Source organism: Streptomyces angustmyceticus (assembly GCF_019933235.1).
GTDB lineage: Bacteria > Actinomycetota > Actinomycetes > Streptomycetales > Streptomycetaceae > Streptomyces > Streptomyces angustmyceticus.
The window spans coordinates 185,491-204,978 of the sequence record NZ_CP082945.1; the positions used below are offsets into that span (position 1 = coordinate 185,491).

Genomic DNA, 19,488 nt, shown 5'->3' on the forward strand with positions numbered 1-19,488 from the left:
CCCAGGCGTCCAGGCGATCCGCCCCCTCAGTGCCCCAACCGCTTCAGGGCCGATTCCGGGTAGCGCTCCCCCGCCACCGCCTCCTCGGGCACCGCCCGGCGCAGCAGCTCGCGGTCGGCCTCGGTCAGGGACAGCGCCACGGCGGCGACGTTCTCCTCCAGGTAACGGCGCCGCTTGGTACCGGGGATGGGGACGATGTCGTCGCCCTCGGCCAGCAGCCAGGCCAGCGCGGCCTGGGCGGGCGAGCAGCCGATCCGTTCGGCGACCTCCCGTACCGCCTGGACGAGTACCAGGTTGCGCTGGATGTTCTCGTCGGCGAACCGGGGCCAGCGCCGCCGGTTGTCGTCCGGGTCCAGGTCGCCTCGGGAGGAGACGGCCCCGGTGAGCATCCCGCGCCCCAGCGGGGAGTAGGCGACGACGGCGATGCCCAAGTCGCGGCAGGTGGCCAGCAGTTCGCCCTCCACCACGCCGCGGGTGAAGAGGGAGTACTCCACCTGGACCGCGCTGATCGGGTGGACGGCGTGGGCCGTGCGCAGTGTCGCGGCGCTGACCTCGCTCAGCCCGATGTGGCGCACCAGTCCGGCCGCCACCAACCGGGACATGGCGCCGACCGTCTCCTCGACGGGCGTGGCGGGGTCTCGGCGATGCGCGTAGTAGAGGTCGATGTGCTCAACTCCCAAGCGGCGCAGGGATGCCCGGCAGGCGACGGGTACGTAGTCGGCGGAGGTGTCGACGTCACCGACGCGGCCGGTCGACGCGTCGTGGCGGAGTCCGAACTTGGTCGCCACGACCATCCGGTCCCGCTCGCGGGCGTGCCGGCGCAGCCACCGGCCGACCAACTCCTCGTTGGCGCCCTGCCCGTAGGCGTCGGCGGTGTCCAGGAAAGTGAGGCCCGTCTCGTAGGCGCGGTCCAGCGTGTGCTGGGACTCCTCCTCGTCGGGGACGCCGTAGGCGACGGACATGCCCATGCAGCCCAGACCGATCGCGGACACCTCGGGGCCGTTGGCACCCAGCGTGCGGTACTTCATCGAGTCTTCCTCTCAGTGGACCGGACAGCGGCGCGGGGCGGGGGGCGGTGCGGGCGCGGTGCTACAGCTATGCGATCTCTTCGGTGCGGCCCCCGCCTCTGTAGGTATCCGGGCCACGCGGGGCCGGCGTCCGTACCGGTGGACGGTCGTACCGTTTCGCGCGCGGCGCCGGCGTCGGCGGTCCGCCCCTGCACCATGGTGTTCGGCTAGCCGTCCGACGGTGCCGGCCCCGCCGGCTGCCCCACGGTACGCCGCCGGAGAGCACGCCGGTCGGGCGAGGCCGGCGGCGCGATGCGGAACGGCACGGCGCGGCGCGAATGTTCCCGCGTGGGCTGATGATGGCTCAGGTCCGCACGAGCGGAGGTCCGTCGCCCTCGCCTGGTCGCACTGACCGCTCCGGGTGGCCGGGCTGTTCCTCGGGGTGTCGCGTACCGGACCGAGCGGGCGTCGCTCGGACAATACGTCTCCGAGCGGAGGGTGCGCCCTCCCTGACCCCGTGGCCTGCCCCGTGCCCGTCGAGAAAGGTGACAGCCATGAAGTTCACAGTGATCGGTGGTACCGGGCTGATCGGCTCGCAGGTGGTCCGGAAGCTGACCGCAGCCGGCCATCAGGCCGCCCCCGCGGCGCCGTCCACCGGTGTCGACCTGATCACCGGCGAGGGCCTGGACCAGGCCCTGGAAGGCGCCGAGGGCGTGATCAATCTGGCCAACTCGCCGACCTTCGACGAGGCGTCCTTGGAGTTCTTCCGCACCGCCATGCACAACCTGCTCGCCGCCGGAGAGCGTGCCGGCGTCCGGCACCAGGTCATCCTCTCGATCGTCGGCGTGGACCGGGTGCCCCAGTTGGACTACTACCGGGCCAAGACCTTGCAGGAGGATCTGCTCCGCCAGGGGCCCACGCCGTACTCCATCGTGCGCGCCACCCAGTTCTTCGAGTTCATGGACGCCGTGTTGTCGTGGACGTCCGACGACAGCACGGTCCGGCTGCCGGCCACCCCCATCCAGCCGATCGCCGCCGCGGATGTCGTCGACGCGGTCGCCCACGTTTCGACCGGCACTCCGCTCCACGGCATCTACGAGGTGGCCGGCCCGGACGTCTGCCCGCTCGACGAACTCGGCAGGGTCACCCTGGCCGCGCAGAAGGACGCCCGGACCGTCACCACCGACGCCCAGGCCGGCATGTTCGGGGCCATCACCGGCGACGCACTCCTCCCGGGACCGCACGCACACCTGGCGTCCACGCACTACCAGGAGTGGGTCCAGAAGGCGGGATGACCGGGTGGTGGCTGGGGAGACCGGGCGGCCGGGGCGCAGGGAGCCACCGGGGGGAGGTAGCCGGCTGGTCGACCGCTGAGGGGCGGGCCGCCACCGGACCCACGGCCCGGCACCCTGCGCCCCAGCACAACAGCGCGGCCCTCACTCACCCGCACCCGCCGTCCGGGTGGTTGCGCGACCCGGCTCCCGGCCGTCCCGGGCTGTGCTCGTCGACGGCCGGGATGCCTTGGCACCCTGCGCACGGCGTGGCAGTACGGCGGCGGCCAGCGCTCCGAGCGCGGCGAGGGCCGCGAGGGCCGGCAGCGTGGCGCCCATGGCCGACGTGAACACCTCGGGGGGCACGTGTGGTCCGCCGGCGGTCGGCTCCGTGCCGGTCGAAGCCGGTGCCGTGAGGGTCATCAGCATGGTTGCCACCGCGGCACCCAGCATCGGACCGATGTTCATCGCGGTCTGCTGGAGGCCGCCGGTCACCCCGGCGTGTTCCATGGGCGCCTGGTGCACGATGACGGCCGTCGCGGTGACCATCACGGTGCCGAACCCGGTGCCCAGCAGGAGGAATCCCCCGCAGATGACGGGTGTCGAGGCTGTCCGGTCGAGTGAGGACAGCACCAGGATGCCGAGGACGACGAGGGCCATGGCCGCCATGGTCGTGCGGCGGGCACCGTGCCGCCGCTGGAGCACCGCGGCGGCCGGCGCGCCCAACACCATCATCACCGCCAGCGGCAGCGCCCGAAGACCGCTCTGCAGCGGGTCCAGGGCGAGGACGTCCTGCAGGAAGTAGGTGCCGACGAACAGTGCGCCGAACATGGCGGCCGACGCGGAGAGCAGTACGGCCAGCGCCGCGGCAACGGAATCAATCGCTCCGGCCAGATTTGGTGATCATTTGGCATGCGGCACCTGTTTCTCGCCCCGGGCCTGCTCTACGTTCTGCCTTACCGCACTCACCAGGCACTTCAGGGGGAATCGTGCCCACTCGGGACAGCACACCTACCCAGAGCGCTCCGGCCACCCCGGAGACGCAGACAGCTCCGGTCCTCGGCCGGCCGGCGCCACCGGCGCGGTCCAAGGGCGCCGCCGCCCTCGGCTGGCTGCTCACCATCGGCCTCAACATCGTCGCGCCGATCTTGACTTACCACGCGCTCCGCGATCACGGCTGGAGCGAGTCCGCGGCACTCCTGGCGGGCGGCGCCTGGCCCGTGCTGGAGAGCGTCGTCCACCTCGTGTGGCGCCGCCGGATCGACGAATTCGCCGTGGTCACCCTGGCGTTCCTGGTGCTCACGGCCGTGGTGTCACTCGTGGGTGCGCACTCGGCCCGCGCCCTGCTGCTCAAGGACTCGGCCATCACGGGGCTGTTCGGGCTGCTGTGCCTGGCGACGCTGCTGGCACCGCGCCCGCTGATGTTCTATTTCGGCCGCAAGTTCGCGACCGACGGCACCGCGGAGAGCACCGCGTGGTGGAACGGTCTGTGGCAGTTCGAGGGATTCCGTACGACCCTGCGGACCATGACGGCGGTCTGGGGCGCGGCCTACTGCCTGGAGGCCCTGGCCCGGGTCGCGCTGGTGTACGTCCTGAGCACGGACACCATGGTGGTCCTGAGCCCGGTGCTGGTCTACGGCGTTCTCGGCGCACTGGCCGTGTGGACGGCCGCGTACGGCAAGCGGGCACGGCGCAAGGGCGAAGCGCGCGCCGCGGCAGCCGCGGCGGCGGCCTGACCAGCGGTTCGCCGCGGCGGCGGTGAGAGCACGGGCGGGGCGCGGGTACGGGTACCGAAGACCCGGGCCCGTCCCCGGCCCGGAGACGCCAACGCCAGAGCCATCGCCCCCCGGAGACACGGTCGGCCGCCGAAAAGCCCTCAGCCCGCCGCCCCCGGCGACCGGTGGCGCGCCCACAGCTGGCCGGCGTCGCCGGCGGCGAGGCGGTCCCGGTAGACGTCGATCTTGCGGGCGATGAGTTTCAGGTTCTCCTGGAGTTCGGCGATGTCGGCGAGTACCTGGTCGCGATGTGACTCCAGCACCTCCAGCCGTTCGGCTTCGTTGCCGCCGCCTGCCGCGACGAGTTCGGCGTAGCGGCGGACGCCCTTGATGGGCATGCCGGTCGCGCGCAGCATCGTGCAGATGGTGATCCATTTCAGGTCGAGCGCGTGGTAGCGGCGCCGGCCGCTGTGGGTGCGGTCGACGGGGGTGACGACCAGGCCGGCGCGTTCGTAGTAGCGCAGGGTGTGAGCGCTCACTCCGGTACGGCGAGCGGCCTCGGCGATGCTCAGTCCTGCCTCGGGGATGGGCTCGTGCGGCTGCTTGTTGACTTCGACCACGCTCTAAAATCTAGCGTCCCCGACATGCCCGAACACCTCCCTTTCCTCAGTCCTCGTCGCCGGCTGCTGGTGCTCGCGATCTGCTGCGCCAGCATGGTCGTCGTGGTGATGGACATCTCCATCGTCAATGTCGCGCTGCCGTCGATCCGTCGTGATCTGCACACCTCGCAGTCCGGCCTGCAGTGGACGGTAGACGCCTACACCCTGGTCCTCGCCGGCTTCCTCGTGCTGGCCGGGTCCACCGCCGACCGCGTCGGCCGTCGGCGCGTCTTCCACATCGGCCTCGCCACCTTCGGTTTCGGCTCGCTGCTGTGCGGCCTGGCGCCGAGCATCGACTGGCTGATCGTGGCGCGCGTGGTGCAGGCCGTCGGCGGCACGATGCTCAATCCGGTGGCGATGGCGATCGTCGCCACCACGTTCCCCGACCCGGCCGGGCGCGCCAGGGCCATCGGGGTGTTCGCCTCGATGAGCGGCCTGTCGCTGGCGCTGGGGCCGATTCTGGGCGGTGCCCTGGTCGACGGCTTCGGCTGGCACGCCATCTTCTGGATCAATGTGCCGATCGTGGTGGCCGCGTTCGTGTGCACCGCGCTGTTCGTCCCCGAGTCCCGCGCTTCGCGGGGGCGCCGGTTCGACCCGGTGGGCCAGACCTTGATGGTCCTGGTGCTGGGCGGCGTCGTCTTCGCGATCATCGAGTCCGGGCCGTGGGGCTGGACCTCGCCGGTCATCCTGGGACTGCTCGCCGTCGCGGTGCTCGGCGTGCTCGGCATCGTCCTGTACGAACCGCGCCGCGTCGACCCGCTGTTGGAGCTGCGCCTGTTCCGCAGCGTGCCGTTCAGCTCGGCGCTGGTGATGGCGGTCTTCGCCCTGTGCGGGTTCGGCGCGTTCCTGTTCGTGACGACCCAGTATCTGCAGGACGTACGGGGCATGTCGGCGTTCACGGCCGGGCTGTGCCTGCTGCCGGTCGGGGCGCTGGTCATCGTGCTGTCGCCGTTCACCGGCCGGCTGCTCGGCGCGCGCGGCCCCCGGCTGCCGCTGGTGGTCGCCGGGAGTGCGCTGGCGCTGGGCGGCGGCGCGTCGCTCTGGCTCGGACCGGCCACGCCCCTGCCGGCCGTGCTCGCCGTCTACCTGCTGTTCGGAGTCTTCATGGGCACGGTCAACCCGCCGATCACCAACACCGCGGTCTCCGGGATGCCCCGCTCGATGGCCGGGGTGGCCACCTCGCTGGCCTCCGCCGGCCGGCAGACCGGCACCACCCTGGGCGTCGCCGTCGCCGGGACCATGGTGGGGTCGGCCGCGCATCACAGCGCGACGGCGTTCACCGGAGCGGAGCACGGCGTGTGGTGGATGGTGCTCGGATTCGGCCTGGGCATCGTGGTGCTGGGGCTGGTCAGCACCGGCCGCCGGGCCTCGGACACCGCAGCGCGGGCGGCGGAATCGTTCGAGGACGTGAGCCGTGGCGTGCGTCGTCCCGCCGCGCCCACCGTCCGCCGGTGAGCGGCGGGGCGGCGCCGCGCCCACCAGACGCCTCGGAGCCCGTCAACTGCAGTGTGCGGCACAGCCGTTGACGCCCACTGGACCGTTGCGGAGGACGCCCTTCATCAACGGCCTACGGGTTCCCGGCACCCTCGACGTTGGAGATCATCCTGCGCAGCACCTTCAGCGCGGCCACGTACTCCTCGTCGCTGATGCCGTCGTGGACCACGGCACGGAGTTCGGTCACCAGCTCGCGCAGCCGCGTCCTGGCCGCTTCTCCCGCGTCGGTGAGGTGGAGACGCTGTCCGGCGTCGGCCCGCAGCCAGCCGCGGTGGCAACTGGGCCACGGTGCGGGGGATGTCGTGTGGTCCGTCCGCGAGGGACAGCAGCCGCGCGGCCACCTCGTCGCGACTCGGCCCCTCGGGACAGTACTTGACGCTGTTGAGTACCCAGTACTGCGGCTGCGTGACGTCGATCTCCGCCAGGGCGTCACGCAGCTGCCGGGTGACGACCGCGTGAGCCCGGCCGCTCCAGTAGCCGATGGGCTGGCCGGCCGGCATGTCGTCGGTGGCAGCCGGATCGGCCGGCGCCTGGTCGGTGGTGGCGCCCCTCAGGATCTCCATGATCGCGACGCTGCCTCCGTGTGCCCGGCCTGAACACTGCCGGAACATGGTCGGTCACCCGACGACCGCAAGGCCGTTGAGCAGGTGGCCGAGCTCTGTCGGCGCCTCGATGTGGGCCATGTGCCCCTGACCGGGAAGCAGGTGGACTTCGGCGCGGGTGACGCGCTGCCGGACGTCGTCGAACGACGTTCCGTAGGGGGCCGTTCCGTGATTGCGCCTGCCGATGATCAGATCGACACGGTCCGCCCGTCGCGCCAACTCCTCCGGTGGCGGTGCCGAGTTGAGCGCGGCGAGCTCGCCGTACGCCGCTCTGCCCAAGTCCCGCAAGGCCGCCCATACTTCACGGTCGGCCCGCAGCGCCTCGACATGTGCCGTGCCGAGGCCGGCGACCCTCCGGTTCACGATCTCGACGGTGGCGTCCCAGTCCGCCGCCTCTTCGGCGGCCCGCAGATCCGGCAGGACGTGACGGCCGAACGGCCGTATCACCGGCTCGTAGGCCATCACCTGGCGCAGGGGACGCTCGTTGGCGGCCAGCAGCGCGATCAAGCCGCCGTAGCTCCAGCCGAAGAGCGCCTGGGTGCCTTTGCGCTCGTCGAGGACCACGCCGAGGTCCTCGACCTCCGCTTGCAACGAGTAGGCGCTGGTCAACGGCCCCGAGGGGGCGCGGCCCCGGCGGTTGACGACCGTCACCGACGGCCAGGCGTCGAGCGCGGTCGCGACATGACGCCAGCCGTGAGCGTCGGCCATCGCGCCCGGGACGACGACGAGGCCCGGGGCATCCGGCTCTCCGTACACATCGACCGTGACCCAGCTGCCTCCACCGACCGGCAGTCTTTTCTGAATCGTTTGCTCCATAAATTTATTATGGAGCAAACGATCTACAATGCAAGGGTGCCCCAGCCCACCCGTGGACGACCACGAGCCTTCGACCGCGACCGCGCGGTCCTCGACGCCGCCCGCCTCTTCTGGCGTCGCGGCTACTCCGGGACGTCGACCCGCGACCTCACCTCGGCCCTCGGACTCTCGACCTCCAGCCTCTACGCCGCCTTCGGCAGCAAGGCCGGACTGTTCGAAGAAGCGGTGCGGACCTACGCCGAGCCCTACCGGGAGATCTACCGGCAGGCCGTCGCCGAGAAGGACGTCCGGAACGTCATCGACCGGATCCTGATCGGCTCGGTCGAGGAGTTCACCCGGCCAAGTGACGCCCATCCAGGCTGCCTTCTCAGCAGCGCCGCGATGACCGACAGCACGAGCACGCTCGACACCAGCGCCTACTACGCCGAACTGCAGGGCTGGAACGAGCGCGCCCTCCTCGCACGCGTCGAGCGAGCGGTCCAGGACGGGGAACTGGTCGCCGGCACCGACGCGGCGGCCCTGACCGGACTCGTCCAGTCCGTCGTGCACGGACTGTCCGTGCAGGCCAACCTCGGCACGGCCCACGAGGATCTGCGGGCGACGGCGCGGTTCACCCACGAGCTGATCTGCCGACAACTCACGCCGCCCACACCCTGACCCGCAACGCCGCGCAGGATCGGCCGGGGGCCTCACCGGCCGGGAAGGCGGACGGCCGGAGGTGGCCGGCGCGACTCGGCTCGGCGCGCGGCATTTTCTGTAATCTGCAATTTCTCGCAAAATGATGCGGATGCCGCTGCCACCTCATTCGGGCGGGTTCGGCGCGGGTGTAAGCTCCAGATAAAACGTACATATGCGGCGTATCCGACCTGCCTGTGGGGCGATCACCAGGAGGCGGTTGTCCCGGGACAGCACCCGAATCTCCCGCTCCCGCCCACCGCGGGACCTCGCAGGGGACTCGTCAACGGGTGGCGGACCGCCAGATCCCTAGGACGAAGAAGGTGTGGACCTATGTCCACCAATCGTTTGACACGAGCCATCGCTCTGACCGCAGGTGGACTCCTGCTGGCCGGCGGCGCCGCGGTCGCCACGGCCGGGACGGCAACCGCCGTCGAGCCGACACACGCACCGACCAGCTACTCCGCCTACGACGGCGGCTACGGCTGGGGCCACCACGACCATGACCGGGGATACGGCGACTACTACGGCCTCGTGGTCCTCGTGCCCGTGGGCGGCTACGGCGGCTACTACGACCTGGGCGGCTTCCCCGGCTACTACTGAGCTGGCCGGCCCATGACGACTCAAACCTGCTGATGCCCGGGACCCCCGTCCCGGGCATCCCTCATGTCACCTGAGGGCCACCCCGTGGTCGGCACTCTCGGTGCCAGGGGCGACACAGCGAGTGCTGTCCTGGCGATCGTCGCGGGCCGCAGCGTCCGCCCCGCGCCTCCTACGCCGTCTCGTCCGCCTCCGCCCGGCCGCCCTGCCGCGCCCTCACCAGGCCGGCAACGAGGTTCGCCCGCTCGGCCATCGCGTCGACCACCAGGTACTCGTGGTCGGCGTGGGCACCGCCGCCGACCGCCCCCAGACCATCGAGGGTGGGCACCCCCAGCGCGGCCGTGAAGTTGCCGTCGCTCCCGCCGCCGACCGCCGTGCCGCCGATGCCGGGGAGCAGCGTCTTCGCCAGCGCGAAGAGCTCGGCCGACGCCGACTCGGGCATCGGCGGCCGGCTGACGGCTCCCGTGACCGCGATCTGCGCCTCGTCGAGATGCGGAGCCAGTGCCGCGAAGGCGGATTCGACGCGTTCCTTCTCGTCGGCGGACTCGACCCGGACGTCGACGACGACGGTCGCCTCCGCCGGCACCACGTTGTCCAGGGTTCCGGCGGACGCGACGGTCGGGGTGACCGTCGTGCCCCTGTCGGGTCGGGCGAGCGCCGCGATGTCCAGTACCTGGTGCGCGGCTTCGGTCAGGGCGTTGACCCCGGCGGCGGGCTCCAGGCCCGCGTGTGACGCCCGGCCCGTGACCGAGACCTGGAACGTGCCACAGCCCTTGCGGCCGGTCTTCAGGGCGCCGCCCTCCCCGGCGCCTTCGACCACGAGGACGGCGCCGCAGGCCAGCGCCCGTGCCTCGATGAGCGCGCGCGAGGAGCGGGAGCCCACCTCCTCGTCGGCGGTCACCAGGATCTCGACACCCGACCGGTCGTCGAGCGTCGCCAGGCCGTGCACGGCCTGTACGAGACCGCCCAGCATGTCGAAGACGCCGGGACCGGTGGCGTGCCCGCCCTGGACCATGAACGGGCGGCGTTCCAGGGTGCCGAGCGGGAACACCGTGTCGTGATGACCGAGGATCAGTACCGCGGGATCGCCGCCACCCGACCAGTGGACGTGCGGCCCGGCTTCGCTCTCCACCAGGACGGCCTGCCCGCCGAGGCGGCTCTCGATGACCTCGGCGACCACCTTGGCCGACTCCGTCAACGCGGCGAGATCACGCGAGGGAGACTCGGTCTCGACGAGTGTCCTGAGATCCTCGATCATCGCGTCGACACTCACCGGGCCGGTCTTGTGCATCGTCATACGAGAACGGTAGACGCCCGGGGCTCATGCCGTCACAACCCATGACGCACGGCCCGCCCGCCACGGCCGCCGGCCATACGGCCTGCCCCGACACGACACACGCACGCTCCCCATCGGTCGGCCGGTGCGGCTTCCCCGCCCGAGCGGCGACTTCACTACTGAAGAACGACCGTGACACCGCGTCGTTCCAGCAGCCGGACGATGTCCTCGACATAGCCGAGCTTCCCGTCCGGGTCCGAGACGGTGCCGGCCAGTGCCCGGCGCGCCACCTCGGCGTCGTGCCAGATCAGGGTGAAGGGCGGGGCCACTCCGAAGCCGCCGTTCAGACAGTCCTCGAAGGCGTTCCGCTCCCGGCCGAAGTAGCCGCCGGGACCCACCAGCGCCTCGGCCATCGCGCAGTGCAGGCCGGGCACATCGGTGACGAACCTTCCGTCGAGCCAGTAGCTGCCGCCGGAGCGGTCCGGGCCCTGGCCGCTCATGCCGGTGGCCGTCAGGTCGAGCCACTCGGCTCTGCCGTGCTCGCAGTACGGGGCCCACTGGTTGCGGGTGGTCGGGACGCCTCGGCGCCAGGTCTCCCAGACCGGCCGGGCGAGCAGCGGCGGGCGGTCGTCCCCGCCGTCGGTGAGTGTGATGTCGACGAGAGTGCCGCCGAGCACGGACGGTCGCGCCTCCTCGATGCCCAGGTACACATGGTGGCGGTACATCGTCCGGCCGTGGCGGTCCAGCGCCCGCAGCTCCGCCCAGTTCCGCGCCCACTTGCGCGGTCGGCGCAGGACGGCGAGCAGGGGCTCGGCGGCCTCACATCCGATGAGGTGCAGTGGAGTTGGCGGCGGAGCCACGCGGGCGCGGAACAGCCCGTCCACTCTGGTGCAGTGACCGGCGGGACGCACGCCCACGCTGGTCCGTACGAACAGCCGGCAGTGCGCCGACGCGGGAAGAGTGTGCTGCCACGCGTGGTCTTCTTGGACCCCTGCGCCGACGACCACATCCACCCGGGCCGGATCGGTGCGGTTCGGCCGGCAGGCGAGGACGGCGGTGTCGACCAGCGTCCACCACTGGAGCGGCTGCTGCTCGTCCCACACCTCGACGCAGACGTCACCGAGCAGGCCCGTTTCCTCCCCGGCCGGGGAGAGGGCATCGCGCAACGCGCCGGTGGGAGTGCACCCGTGCAGCGTCAGCACCTCGCGCGGCGGCACCTTGTCCAGGAACAGGCCCTCGACGCCCGCGCACCGCCCCCAGTACTCCGTCTCGCCGTCCTCGTCCTCCCGGACCAGGAGGTACCTGACCGGGAAGTCCCGTTCCCAGGCGACATGATCCGCGACCCGCATCTCTCCCCCGTACACGCGAACGATCTCATGCTCAGGGTACGGGGCCGGTTCGGGACATCAGGCGGCGTTCGGGACATCAGGAGGTCTTCGGGACTTCAGAGGCGTCGGCAGCGGCGGAGTGCCGAGTCGCCGGCGCAACGGCCTTTACCACAGCGAGCGTTGCTGGTTCGGAAGGCTGGGCGGCTGCCGGTGGTCGCGACAGCCGCCCGGACGGGTGGCCGGCGGGTCAGCCGCCGGCTGGAACGACGTTGGTGGCCTCCACCGCCGGGCGCAGGGCCCGGGCGAGTCTGACGCCGTCACCGACGGCCCAGAAGTGGGTGAAGAACAGGCGGGGTTCGTCCCTCAGGCCGTGGTTGTGCAGCTCGACGAGTTCGGCTCCGGCACGCCGCAGGGCCACCAGGACGTCCTGGACCTCCCCGGCGATCATGGCGCAGTCGCCGCTGATCGCGGCCCGGCCACGGCCCAGCGGCTGGAAGTTGAACGCGCTGGTCGACCCCAGCCCCGGCGGCAGTACCAGGCGCCCGTCGGTGATGGTCTCGCGGCGCACGAAGATGCATTTGTAGATCCCGTCGTCGACGGATCCTTTGGCGCCCAGGGCGGCGTCGATGCCGGCGGTGTCGAGGTCGACGCGTCCCGGCGCGGCGGTCGGTCGTGGGCGCGGGGTGCCGGTGCGGTCGAACGCCGCGCGCAGGCCCTGGGCAATGGCTCCCGGGTCGTGGCCGTGTGCGTGGACGTGAACCCACCAGAGGTCGGGGGCCTGGGAGAGCAGATGCTTGTGGATCGCGGTCTGCTCGATCCGGTGCTTGTGCAGGACATCGATGAACTGCTGCAGTTCGTCCTCGGTGACCACCACGTCGCCCATCGCCAGTGTGCTGCCGTCGCCGTAGCGGACGAAGGACACGTGCGAACCCAGGGCGAGTGCCGGATGGACGTCGATCTTGCGGGAGCGCACCCGCAGGTCCCGGCGCGGCAGTCCCGTATGGAACATCACCTTTCGCTTCATGTCGCCGGCTCCGCCGAGCTTCTCGGACACGCTCGTCCAGTCCGGCAGCGCGGTGTTCACCGGCTTGAGCAGCCCGTTCTTTCCCGGTTCGGTTCCCCCGTCGGACAGGGCACGAGCGGGAGTCGGTGCCCCCGCCAGCATCGGGGCCAGGGCGGCCGCGGCCAGCACGCGTCGCCGCGGCGCACCCGCATGCGGGTGGGTGTCCTGCTGTCGGTCTCCAGCCATCACGTGAGTACCTCCATGCCGAGATGGAAGCACGGGCCGACTCGTGACTCCGTGAACCCTGTCGTTGCTTGCGGCCAGCTGGCCTAAGCAGTCGCCACGGCAGGTGAGACGTCCGGGTGGACGTCCGGGTGCGGGGCGCTCGGGGGCGCGCCCGCGGCCCGTACGAGGGCGCCGGGGCGCCCGCCCGGCATCCTGGCAGTGGCCGGATGCCGGGCACGACGGCCCCCGCGCACCACGGGCGCGGGGCGGCGCCGAGCGCATCTCTGCGCCGCCCCCGGCACTCTCAGGAAGGCCCGCGGCGACGGACGAGGATCCGTCCCGCCGCCACGAACTCCCCTTCACGTGCGCGCAGTTCCCTCAACGACAGGTCACGCAAGGCCGGTCACGGCGAGCTATAAATGTCATGCACCTGTCATGCGTAAGTGTAGAACTTGGTGTGGTCCAGCATGTCCGCCGGTGTGACGTCGTTCCACGGCTTCATCGTGTCGTTGAGGTCGACGACATTGGGAGTGTTGCCGGTCGGCAGGTACCCCGACTTCGGGTGCAGGCGCTGCCAGTCGGCCCAGAGCTTGTCGATGAAACAGTGGTGCAGCCAGAAGACGGGGTCGTTGGGCGAGGCACCGGTGGTCATCTGCCCGCCGACCCAGACGTGCACCCGGTTGTGCAGATTCGGGCCGCGCCAGCCCTCGATGTTGTTGCGGAAGCCGTCGGAGGAGCTGTTCCACGGGGCGGCGTCGTAGACGGTCATGGCGAGCACCCGGTCGACCTCGGCGCGGGTCGGCAGTTCCCGGACGCCGGCACCGAGCGAGCGGCGCAGGAAGGTACGGCCGTCCACGCGTATGTTCATCGGCCACTTGCCGCTGCTGAAGGCGAACGGCCCGGAGGGCACCCGGCCGTCACCGCTGCGCCCGTCGCCGCCGAGGAAGTCGTCGGCCCACAGGGAGCTGCGGGGGGAGCGGTCGACGGTCCAGTCCCAGTAGGGCAGGGTGACCGACGGGGTGATGCTCTGCAGGGCTTCTTCGAACTGCAGCAGGAACCTGCGGTGCCAGGGGAGGAACGACGGGGACCGGTGGCCGGTCCGCTCTCCCTCGTCGGTGTCACCGATGATGAAGGCGTTGTGGGTGCTGATGAACTCGTCGTAGCGGCCGCTGCGCTTGAGTTCCAGCACCGCATCGACGAAGTTCCGCTTCTCGGTGGCGGTGAGGTCCGCCTGATTCTTCCGGACTGCCATGTCGAGGACTCCTCGGTGGGGGGACGGTCTGGGTGCGGGCCTCAGCCGGTGACGACGGGTACCAGGTCGGCGCCCTGGAGTTCACGGACGGCGGCGCGCGCCAGGGCCCGTGGCGTGGTGAACGTCTCGTAGTGGTTCACCAGACTGATCCAGGTGCCGTCCGCGTTCCGCATCACATGGAGGTCGTCGTTGTCGATGCGCACGACGAAGTCCATGCCGTCGTGTGGACCGGCCGGGGCGCTGCGGGAGTGCGCCCGGCCTCCGTGGCCTGCGTGGTGTCCGTGCTCCGGTGCTCCCTCGTCCGCCGGCCAGCCCTCGATGTGGCGGCCCTGGTACATCTCGTCGAAGGGCTCCGGCATCTCGTGGCCCGCGGGGGCCTGGTGGCCCTCCGAGTGCCCGTGACCGGCGGTGGGACGGGCACTGGCGGTGCCGGCAAAGGCGACCGGGGCGGCGAGCGCCGTTCCTGCCAGGGCCGCGGCGCTGACGTGCAGCACCTGGCGTCGGGTGGGACGCGACATGGTCCACTCCTGTGTTCGTCTCGGCTGCCCCTCCGCGTCGGAAACCGCGGGAAAGGGGCTCTTCGCGCCGACGGGCCGGAGCTCGGCCCGCGCCGCCACATGCTGGCAGGGACGAACGGATCATCAAGTTGGCCTCTCCCAGCCGGCAACGAACCGGACAACACCTGTGCGAAGGTGCAGAGTTCAACGGCGGGGATCGTGCTTGCGCCCCGCCGCACCCGCTCACGGAACCGGATATTCCGCGATCTGGAGCGCCCTCGGCCGCAGATCCTCCACCCCGGCGTCCCAAACCGTGAGACGCCCCACGGCCGGAACTCGGCGCGAATTCAGGGGGCTTGAGGTGGACGGTGTTTGGACGTGAGTCTGGAGATGAGGCTGGGGCCGGGCTTCCGCATCGTGGCGCGCGGAGTGCCCGTGGAGTGGGTGCGGAGTTCGTATCAGGGGGACTGGGGAGGCGGGAGCTGCCAGTTTCCCGAGTGGCCGGGTGGGAGGGCCAGGTCGCGCCGGACGGCCGCGTAGTAGCGCTCGCGTGCGGTCCGCTGCCTCTCCAGGAGGGCCGACCAGGTCTCCGGGCTCTGTGTCCGGTCGCGCAGAAACTGCTCCATGTCCATGACCGTGACGACCCATTCACGGGCCATGGCCACGACGTCCGGGGCACCGAGCATCAGCAGCGCCTCGCCGGCCGGGTCCCTGGCATCGCTGGCCTCGGCCACGTGCGGCGCTGCCTCTTCGGGTGACAGGGGGTGCGGATGGGGGTCGTTGCCGAGGTGGGAGGCGATGCGGTACGTGAGGGTGACGGACTTCTTCAGCGCTCGCGCGAAGTCCGTGTAGGCCGCCAGACGCCGCTCGTCCCAGCGGGCCGCCTGTTCGCGGCGGAAGCGTGCCTGATCACCGCGCGTGGTCGCCAAGTAGGATCCGAGGGCACCGACAAGTACGCCGATCAGCGCGGGGAGTTGCTGCAGGAATCCGGACATGGCCGCACGGTATCCCGCGGCCCCGGCGGCCGATTCCGGTGCGTTTCCGCCCGCCCCGAGCAGAAGACCGCCCCGAGTATCAGCCAGGCGGGATCTCCCGCCCCCTCGCCGGCTCCGGTCGGCCGTACCGGTTGCAGCTGGTGGATCAGTGGCTCGTCGGTGGCTCATCGGCGGCCGGGCGCGGCCGATGACTCAGGGCTGAGTGGTGGCGACCTTGATGCCGAAGCCGATCAGGACGATTCCGGTGACCCGGTCCATGGCCCGGCGGACGGCGGGCCGCTCGAAGAACGCGCGGGCCCTGGCCAGCAGCATCACATAGCCGCTGAGCCAGACGAAGGTGAGGAGCGCGTGCAGCAGGACCAGCAGCGCCATCCCGGTCTGCGGGGAGAGGCCGGACGGGGCGAGGGTGGGCAGCAGGCCGGTGTAGAAGACGGCGATCTTCGGGTTGAAGAGGTTGCTGACCAATCCGGTCCGCCACGGGTTGCCCGCCGGGGCCGGCGCGCCGGGCGCCGGGGCCCCCGAGCGGCCGCGGCGGCTGTGCCACAGTGCCTGGACTCCGAGGAAGGCCAGGTAGGCCGCTCCGGCCAGCTTCACGACGGTGTACGCCGTGGCGGACGCGGCCAGGACGGCGGCCAGGCCCAGTACGGTGAGTACGCCCCACACCAGCAGCCCCGCCGTGATCCCGCCGACGGTCCGCAGGCCGTCCTGCCAGCCGGAGGTGAGGGCCTGTTTGGTGGTCACGGCCATGTCCGGGCCGGGCACCATGGTCAGCACGGCGAGCACACCCGCGGCGGCGAGGAACTGTAGGAGCATGGTCGCAGTGTCACATCCGTGCGCCGCCATGCCGAGCGCCGGTGCCCGGAATCGGCCCTGCCACTTCCCGGCTCCACCGCTGCCCGGCTCCGCCCGCTCAAGGGCTCAAGCGCTCCACCACCCCCACCGCTCCCCCGCTCCGGCTCTGCGGCCGGGGCAGGGGCCGTATCCGCACCGTTCTCAGCGGGAACGGGAGCCGTCGGGACCCACCGACGGCAGGTAGCCCGGTGCCCGCCAGGCGTCCAGCCGGTGTTCCACCGCCGCGCCCAGCGACAGCAGCTCGGCATCCTGGTGATCGCCGGCCATCAGGAGCAGGCCGACGGGGAGCTTGTTCACGAAGCCGGCGGGTACCGACAGCGACGGGTAACCGGCGACGGCCGCGGGGGTCGAGGACGGGATCACGTCGTTGTCGCCGCGGGCGCAGTCGGTGGTCCAGGCCGGAGGGTTGGTCGGCGAGGCGATGGCGTCCAGGTGGTGGGTGCGCAGGGTTTCGTCGATGGAGTTGCGGGAGAGGCGCCGCAGCTCGGCGCGCATGGCCCGGTAGGCGGGGTCGGTGGTGGCGGGCGCGGCGAGGGCCTTCTCGAAGAGTTCCTGACCGGCGAAGCAGGTGCGCTCGGCCGGGTGGGTGCGGTTGAACTCGATCAGTTCGCCGAGGTTCCGCGGCCCGTGGCGCGTGGCGAGGTAGGCGTCGATGTCCCGGTGGAACTCGCTGAGCAGCGCCGGGAATTCGAGCTCCGCGAGCCGTGCCTGGTGCGGGGGCGTCACCTCGACGACCTCGGCTCCCGCGGTACGGAGCTGCTCCGCCGTACGGGTCATCACGGCGTCCACCGCCGGCCCGAGCGACGGCAGCCGCCACAGGCCGACCCGCTTGCCGCGCAGACTGCCGGGGTGCGTCAGGTCGTTCAGGGGTCCGAGGGAGCCCGGGGAACCGCCGGCGCGCGAGGTGTTGCCGCCCGCGAGCACGGAGAGGGTGAGCGCGGCATCGGTCACGTTGCGGGCCATCGGCCCCGCGGTGTCCTGCTCGGCGGAGATGGGCACCACACCGGCTCCGCTGACCAGTCCGAGGCTGGGCTTGTGGCCGACCACCCCGTTCATCCCGGCCGGGCAGACGATCGAGCCGTCCGTCTCGGTCCCGATCGCCACCTGTGACAGCGACGCGGCGAGCGCGGCGCCCGCACCGGCGGAGGACCCGCACGGGTTCCGGTCCAGCACATAGGGGTTGGCGGTCTGTCCGCCGACCGCCGACCACCCTGAGGTCGGCTTCTCCCCGCGGAAGTTCGCCCACTCCGACAGGTTGGTCTTGCCGAGGATCACCGCCCCCGCGTCCCGCAGCCGGGTGACCAGGGCGGCATCGGTGTCCGGCGGGTCCCCGGCGAGCGCCAGCGACCCGGCCGTCGTCGGCATGTCGCGGGTGTTCACGTTGTCCTTGAGCAGGACGGGGATGCCGTCGAGCGGGCCACGGGTCGCGCCGTGCCGGTGCCTGACGTCGCTGGCGGCCGCCTGGCGCAGGGCCGTCGGGTCGGTGCGCAGCACCGCGTGGATCTTAGGGTTGACGGCCTTGATCCGCCGCAGATAGGCGCTGGTCAGGGCCGACGGGGTCAGCGCACCGCGGGTCATACGGGCCTGCAGCTCCGGGATCGTCACCGTGTCGAGGTCGACTCCCGGCAGCGGGGACGCACCGGCCGACGGCAACGGGCTGCCGTCGCCGGGTCCGGTGGCTCCCGTCTGCGGGTTCGGTGCGCCCGTGCTCGTACTCATGCCCGTGAAAAGGGACCCCGCGGCCAGCGCGGCGATCAGTGCGGACCTGCTCTTCTTCCCCATGAGGGGTAGCCGACTACATCCCCGCGTCCGGCACAAGAGCGCCGCCCGGACACCCGGCACGCGGACTGTGCCGGTACCGGGTGTCCCTCGGGCGGGCCGCGCCAGGTGTCCGTATTCCGTTTACGGGCCGTGCCACGGAGTGCGCCGTCGCGCGGCGTCGCCCCGTAGGTCCATAAACCCGTAGCCCCGTAAACCCGCGCGCCCTCAGCCGTCGAGCCCCCCGCGCTTCACGAGCTGGCTCGCGATCACATTCCGCTGGATCTCGTTGGTGCCCTCCCCGACGATCATCAGTGGGGCGTCTCGGAAGTACCGTTCGACGTCGAACTCGGTGGAGTATCCGTAACCGCCGTGAATGCGGACGGCGTTGAGGGCGATCTGCATGGCGGTCTCCGAGGCGAAGAGCTTGGCCATACCCGCTTCCATGTCGACCCGGCGGCCGGCGTCGGCCTCGCGCGCCGCGTGCAGGGTGAGGTGCCGTGCCGCGGAGAGCGAGGTGGCCATGTCCGCGAGGTAGTTGCCGACGGCCTGGTGCTGCCAGATGGGCTTGCCGAACGACTCCCGCTCCTGTGCGTACGCCAAGGAGTCCTCCAGCGCCGCGCGGCCCACCCCGAGCGCACGGGCGGCGACCTGGAGCCGGCCGGTCTCCAGTCCTTTCATCATCTGCGCGAATCCCTTGCCCACCTCGCCGCCCAGTACCGCGCCGGCGGGAGCCCGATAGCCCTCGAAGGACAGCTCGCAGCTCTCGACTCCCTTGTAGCCGAGCTTCGGCAGGTCGCGGGAGACCGTGAGTCCGGGCCCGTGCTCGACGAGGAGGACCGACATGCCCTGGTGCGCGGGCGTGGCGTGCGGGTCCGTCTTGCACAGCAGGGCGATCAGCCGGGACCGCCGGGAGTTCGTGATCCAGGTCTTCGCGCCGTCGATCACATAGTCGTCGCCGTCCCGGCGTGCGACGGTGCGCATGGCCTGGAGGTCGGACCCGCCGCCGGGTTCGGTGAGGGCCATGGTCGCCCGGATCTCGCCGGTCGCCATTCGCGGGAGGTAGCGGCGCTTCTGCTCCTCGGTGCCGTAGCGCAGCAGCAGCTTGGCGACCACGGTGTGTCCGCCCATCGCGCCGGCCAGGCTCATCCAGCCGCGGGCGAGTTCCTCGGTGATCAGGACGTAGCAGGGGGTGGAGACCGGGGTGCCGCCGTACTCCTCCGGAACGGCGAGCCCGAAGATGCCGAGCTGCTTCATCCTCTCGATCTGGGCCTCGGGGTAGGTGTCGGCGTGTTCGAGTTTCCGGACGACCGGTTTGACGTCCTTGTCGACGAAGTCGTGCACCGTGCTGACGATGGACTGCTCGTCCTCGGAGAGGATGTCGAGAGTGCTCATGCCGTAGCGCTCCTTGCTGGGGGCTGGAAGGGGTGGGGACTCCCTCCCCGTGTCCGATGCCGTAGGGG

18 protein-coding genes and 1 pseudogene are annotated in these 19,488 nt (G+C 71.4%); 5 read left to right on the forward strand and 14 right to left on the reverse strand.

Annotation, left to right across the window (positions count from 1 at the left end):
* Positions 1–26: 26 nt before the first annotated feature.
* On the reverse strand, positions 27–1,028 hold the full coding sequence (locus K7396_RS00840; RefSeq protein ID WP_086717091.1) for an aldo/keto reductase: 1,002 nt from the start codon (positions 1,026–1,028) through the stop codon (positions 27–29).
* A gap of 533 nt (positions 1,029–1,561) precedes the next feature.
* Here K7396_RS00840 and K7396_RS00845 point away from each other — a divergent pair.
* Positions 1,562–2,302 carry an SDR family oxidoreductase gene (locus K7396_RS00845; protein WP_086717090.1) on the forward strand — a complete coding sequence of 247 codons (741 nt, stop codon included), beginning with the start codon at positions 1,562–1,564 and terminating at the stop codon, positions 2,300–2,302.
* A gap of 141 nt (positions 2,303–2,443) precedes the next feature.
* On the opposite strand, the gene K7396_RS00850 is transcribed toward K7396_RS00845, so the two are convergent.
* A complete protein-coding gene (locus K7396_RS00850; protein ID WP_317852145.1) occupies positions 2,444–3,172 on the reverse strand; it encodes an MFS transporter in 729 nt (242 codons plus the stop codon).
* A 95-nt stretch (positions 3,173–3,267) separates the two neighbouring features.
* On the opposite strand from K7396_RS00850, the gene K7396_RS00855 reads away from it, so the two are divergent.
* Positions 3,268–4,014 carry a VC0807 family protein gene (locus K7396_RS00855; RefSeq protein WP_223659528.1) on the forward strand — a complete coding sequence of 249 codons (747 nt, stop codon included), beginning with the start codon at positions 3,268–3,270 and terminating at the stop codon, positions 4,012–4,014.
* Between the two features lie 140 nt (positions 4,015–4,154).
* Here the strand turns inward: K7396_RS00855 and K7396_RS00860 are convergent, their stop codons facing one another.
* Positions 4,155–4,613 carry a MerR family transcriptional regulator gene (locus K7396_RS00860; RefSeq protein WP_086716917.1) on the reverse strand — a complete coding sequence of 153 codons (459 nt, stop codon included), beginning with the start codon at positions 4,611–4,613 and terminating at the stop codon, positions 4,155–4,157.
* Positions 4,614–4,637: 24 nt separating this feature from the next.
* Between K7396_RS00860 and K7396_RS00865 the strand changes: the two genes are divergently transcribed.
* Positions 4,638–6,107, forward strand: a complete 1,470-nt coding sequence (locus K7396_RS00865; RefSeq protein WP_086716918.1) for a DHA2 family efflux MFS transporter permease subunit — start codon at positions 4,638–4,640, stop codon at positions 6,105–6,107.
* A gap of 112 nt (positions 6,108–6,219) precedes the next feature.
* Here the strand turns inward: K7396_RS00865 and K7396_RS00870 are convergent.
* Together K7396_RS00870 and K7396_RS00875 are read right to left on the reverse strand one after the other, a co-directional pair.
* A pseudogene (locus K7396_RS00870) lies at positions 6,220–6,709 on the reverse strand (MarR family winged helix-turn-helix transcriptional regulator).
* 54 nt (positions 6,710–6,763) lie between these two features.
* Positions 6,764–7,564 carry an alpha/beta fold hydrolase gene (locus tag K7396_RS00875; RefSeq protein ID WP_086716919.1) on the reverse strand — a complete coding sequence of 267 codons (801 nt, stop codon included), beginning with the start codon at positions 7,562–7,564 and terminating at the stop codon, positions 6,764–6,766.
* A gap of 36 nt (positions 7,565–7,600) precedes the next feature.
* On the opposite strand from K7396_RS00875, the gene K7396_RS00880 reads away from it, so the two are divergent.
* Both K7396_RS00880 and K7396_RS00885 read left to right on the forward strand, forming a co-directional pair.
* Positions 7,601–8,221 (forward strand): TetR/AcrR family transcriptional regulator, encoded by a 621-nt coding sequence (locus tag K7396_RS00880; protein ID WP_086716920.1) that lies wholly within the window; start codon positions 7,601–7,603, stop codon positions 8,219–8,221.
* 351 nt (positions 8,222–8,572) lie between these two features.
* A complete protein-coding gene (locus tag K7396_RS00885; RefSeq protein ID WP_086716921.1) occupies positions 8,573–8,842 on the forward strand; it encodes a hypothetical protein in 270 nt (89 codons plus the stop codon).
* A gap of 169 nt (positions 8,843–9,011) precedes the next feature.
* Here K7396_RS00885 and K7396_RS00890 read toward each other — a convergent pair whose 3' ends face one another.
* The 9 genes from K7396_RS00890 to K7396_RS00930 form a co-directional block, all read right to left on the reverse strand.
* Entirely contained in the window at positions 9,012–10,136 is a 1,125-nt protein-coding gene (locus tag K7396_RS00890) for a M20 family metallopeptidase (protein WP_086716922.1), read from the reverse strand.
* 155 nt (positions 10,137–10,291) lie between these two features.
* Positions 10,292–11,464, reverse strand: a complete 1,173-nt coding sequence (locus K7396_RS00895) for a barstar family protein (protein WP_086716923.1) — start codon at positions 11,462–11,464, stop codon at positions 10,292–10,294.
* A 226-nt stretch (positions 11,465–11,690) separates the two neighbouring features.
* On the reverse strand, positions 11,691–12,692 hold the full coding sequence (locus K7396_RS00900) for a DUF1259 domain-containing protein (RefSeq protein ID WP_086716924.1): 1,002 nt from the start codon (positions 12,690–12,692) through the stop codon (positions 11,691–11,693).
* 412 nt (positions 12,693–13,104) lie between these two features.
* Positions 13,105–13,923 (reverse strand): tyrosinase MelC2, encoded by an 819-nt coding sequence (gene melC2, locus K7396_RS00905; RefSeq protein WP_086716925.1) that lies wholly within the window; start codon positions 13,921–13,923, stop codon positions 13,105–13,107.
* A gap of 41 nt (positions 13,924–13,964) precedes the next feature.
* The gene (gene melC1 / locus K7396_RS00910) at positions 13,965–14,441 is read right to left on the reverse strand and encodes an apotyrosinase chaperone MelC1 (protein WP_086716926.1); all 477 of its coding nucleotides are present in this window, start codon (positions 14,439–14,441) and stop codon (positions 13,965–13,967) included.
* 437 nt (positions 14,442–14,878) lie between these two features.
* Positions 14,879–15,415, reverse strand: a complete 537-nt coding sequence (locus K7396_RS00915) for a hypothetical protein (protein ID WP_086716927.1) — start codon at positions 15,413–15,415, stop codon at positions 14,879–14,881.
* A gap of 192 nt (positions 15,416–15,607) precedes the next feature.
* Positions 15,608–16,228: a LysE family translocator gene (locus K7396_RS00920; RefSeq protein ID WP_086716928.1), complete on the reverse strand. Its 621-nt coding sequence runs from the start codon at positions 16,226–16,228 to the stop codon at positions 15,608–15,610.
* Between the two features lie 180 nt (positions 16,229–16,408).
* A complete protein-coding gene (locus K7396_RS00925) occupies positions 16,409–18,049 on the reverse strand; it encodes an amidase (RefSeq protein ID WP_086716929.1) in 1,641 nt (546 codons plus the stop codon).
* Positions 18,050–18,253: 204 nt separating this feature from the next.
* Positions 18,254–19,420 carry an acyl-CoA dehydrogenase family protein gene (locus K7396_RS00930; protein ID WP_086716930.1) on the reverse strand — a complete coding sequence of 389 codons (1,167 nt, stop codon included), beginning with the start codon at positions 19,418–19,420 and terminating at the stop codon, positions 18,254–18,256.
* Positions 19,421–19,488 lie beyond the last annotated feature (68 nt).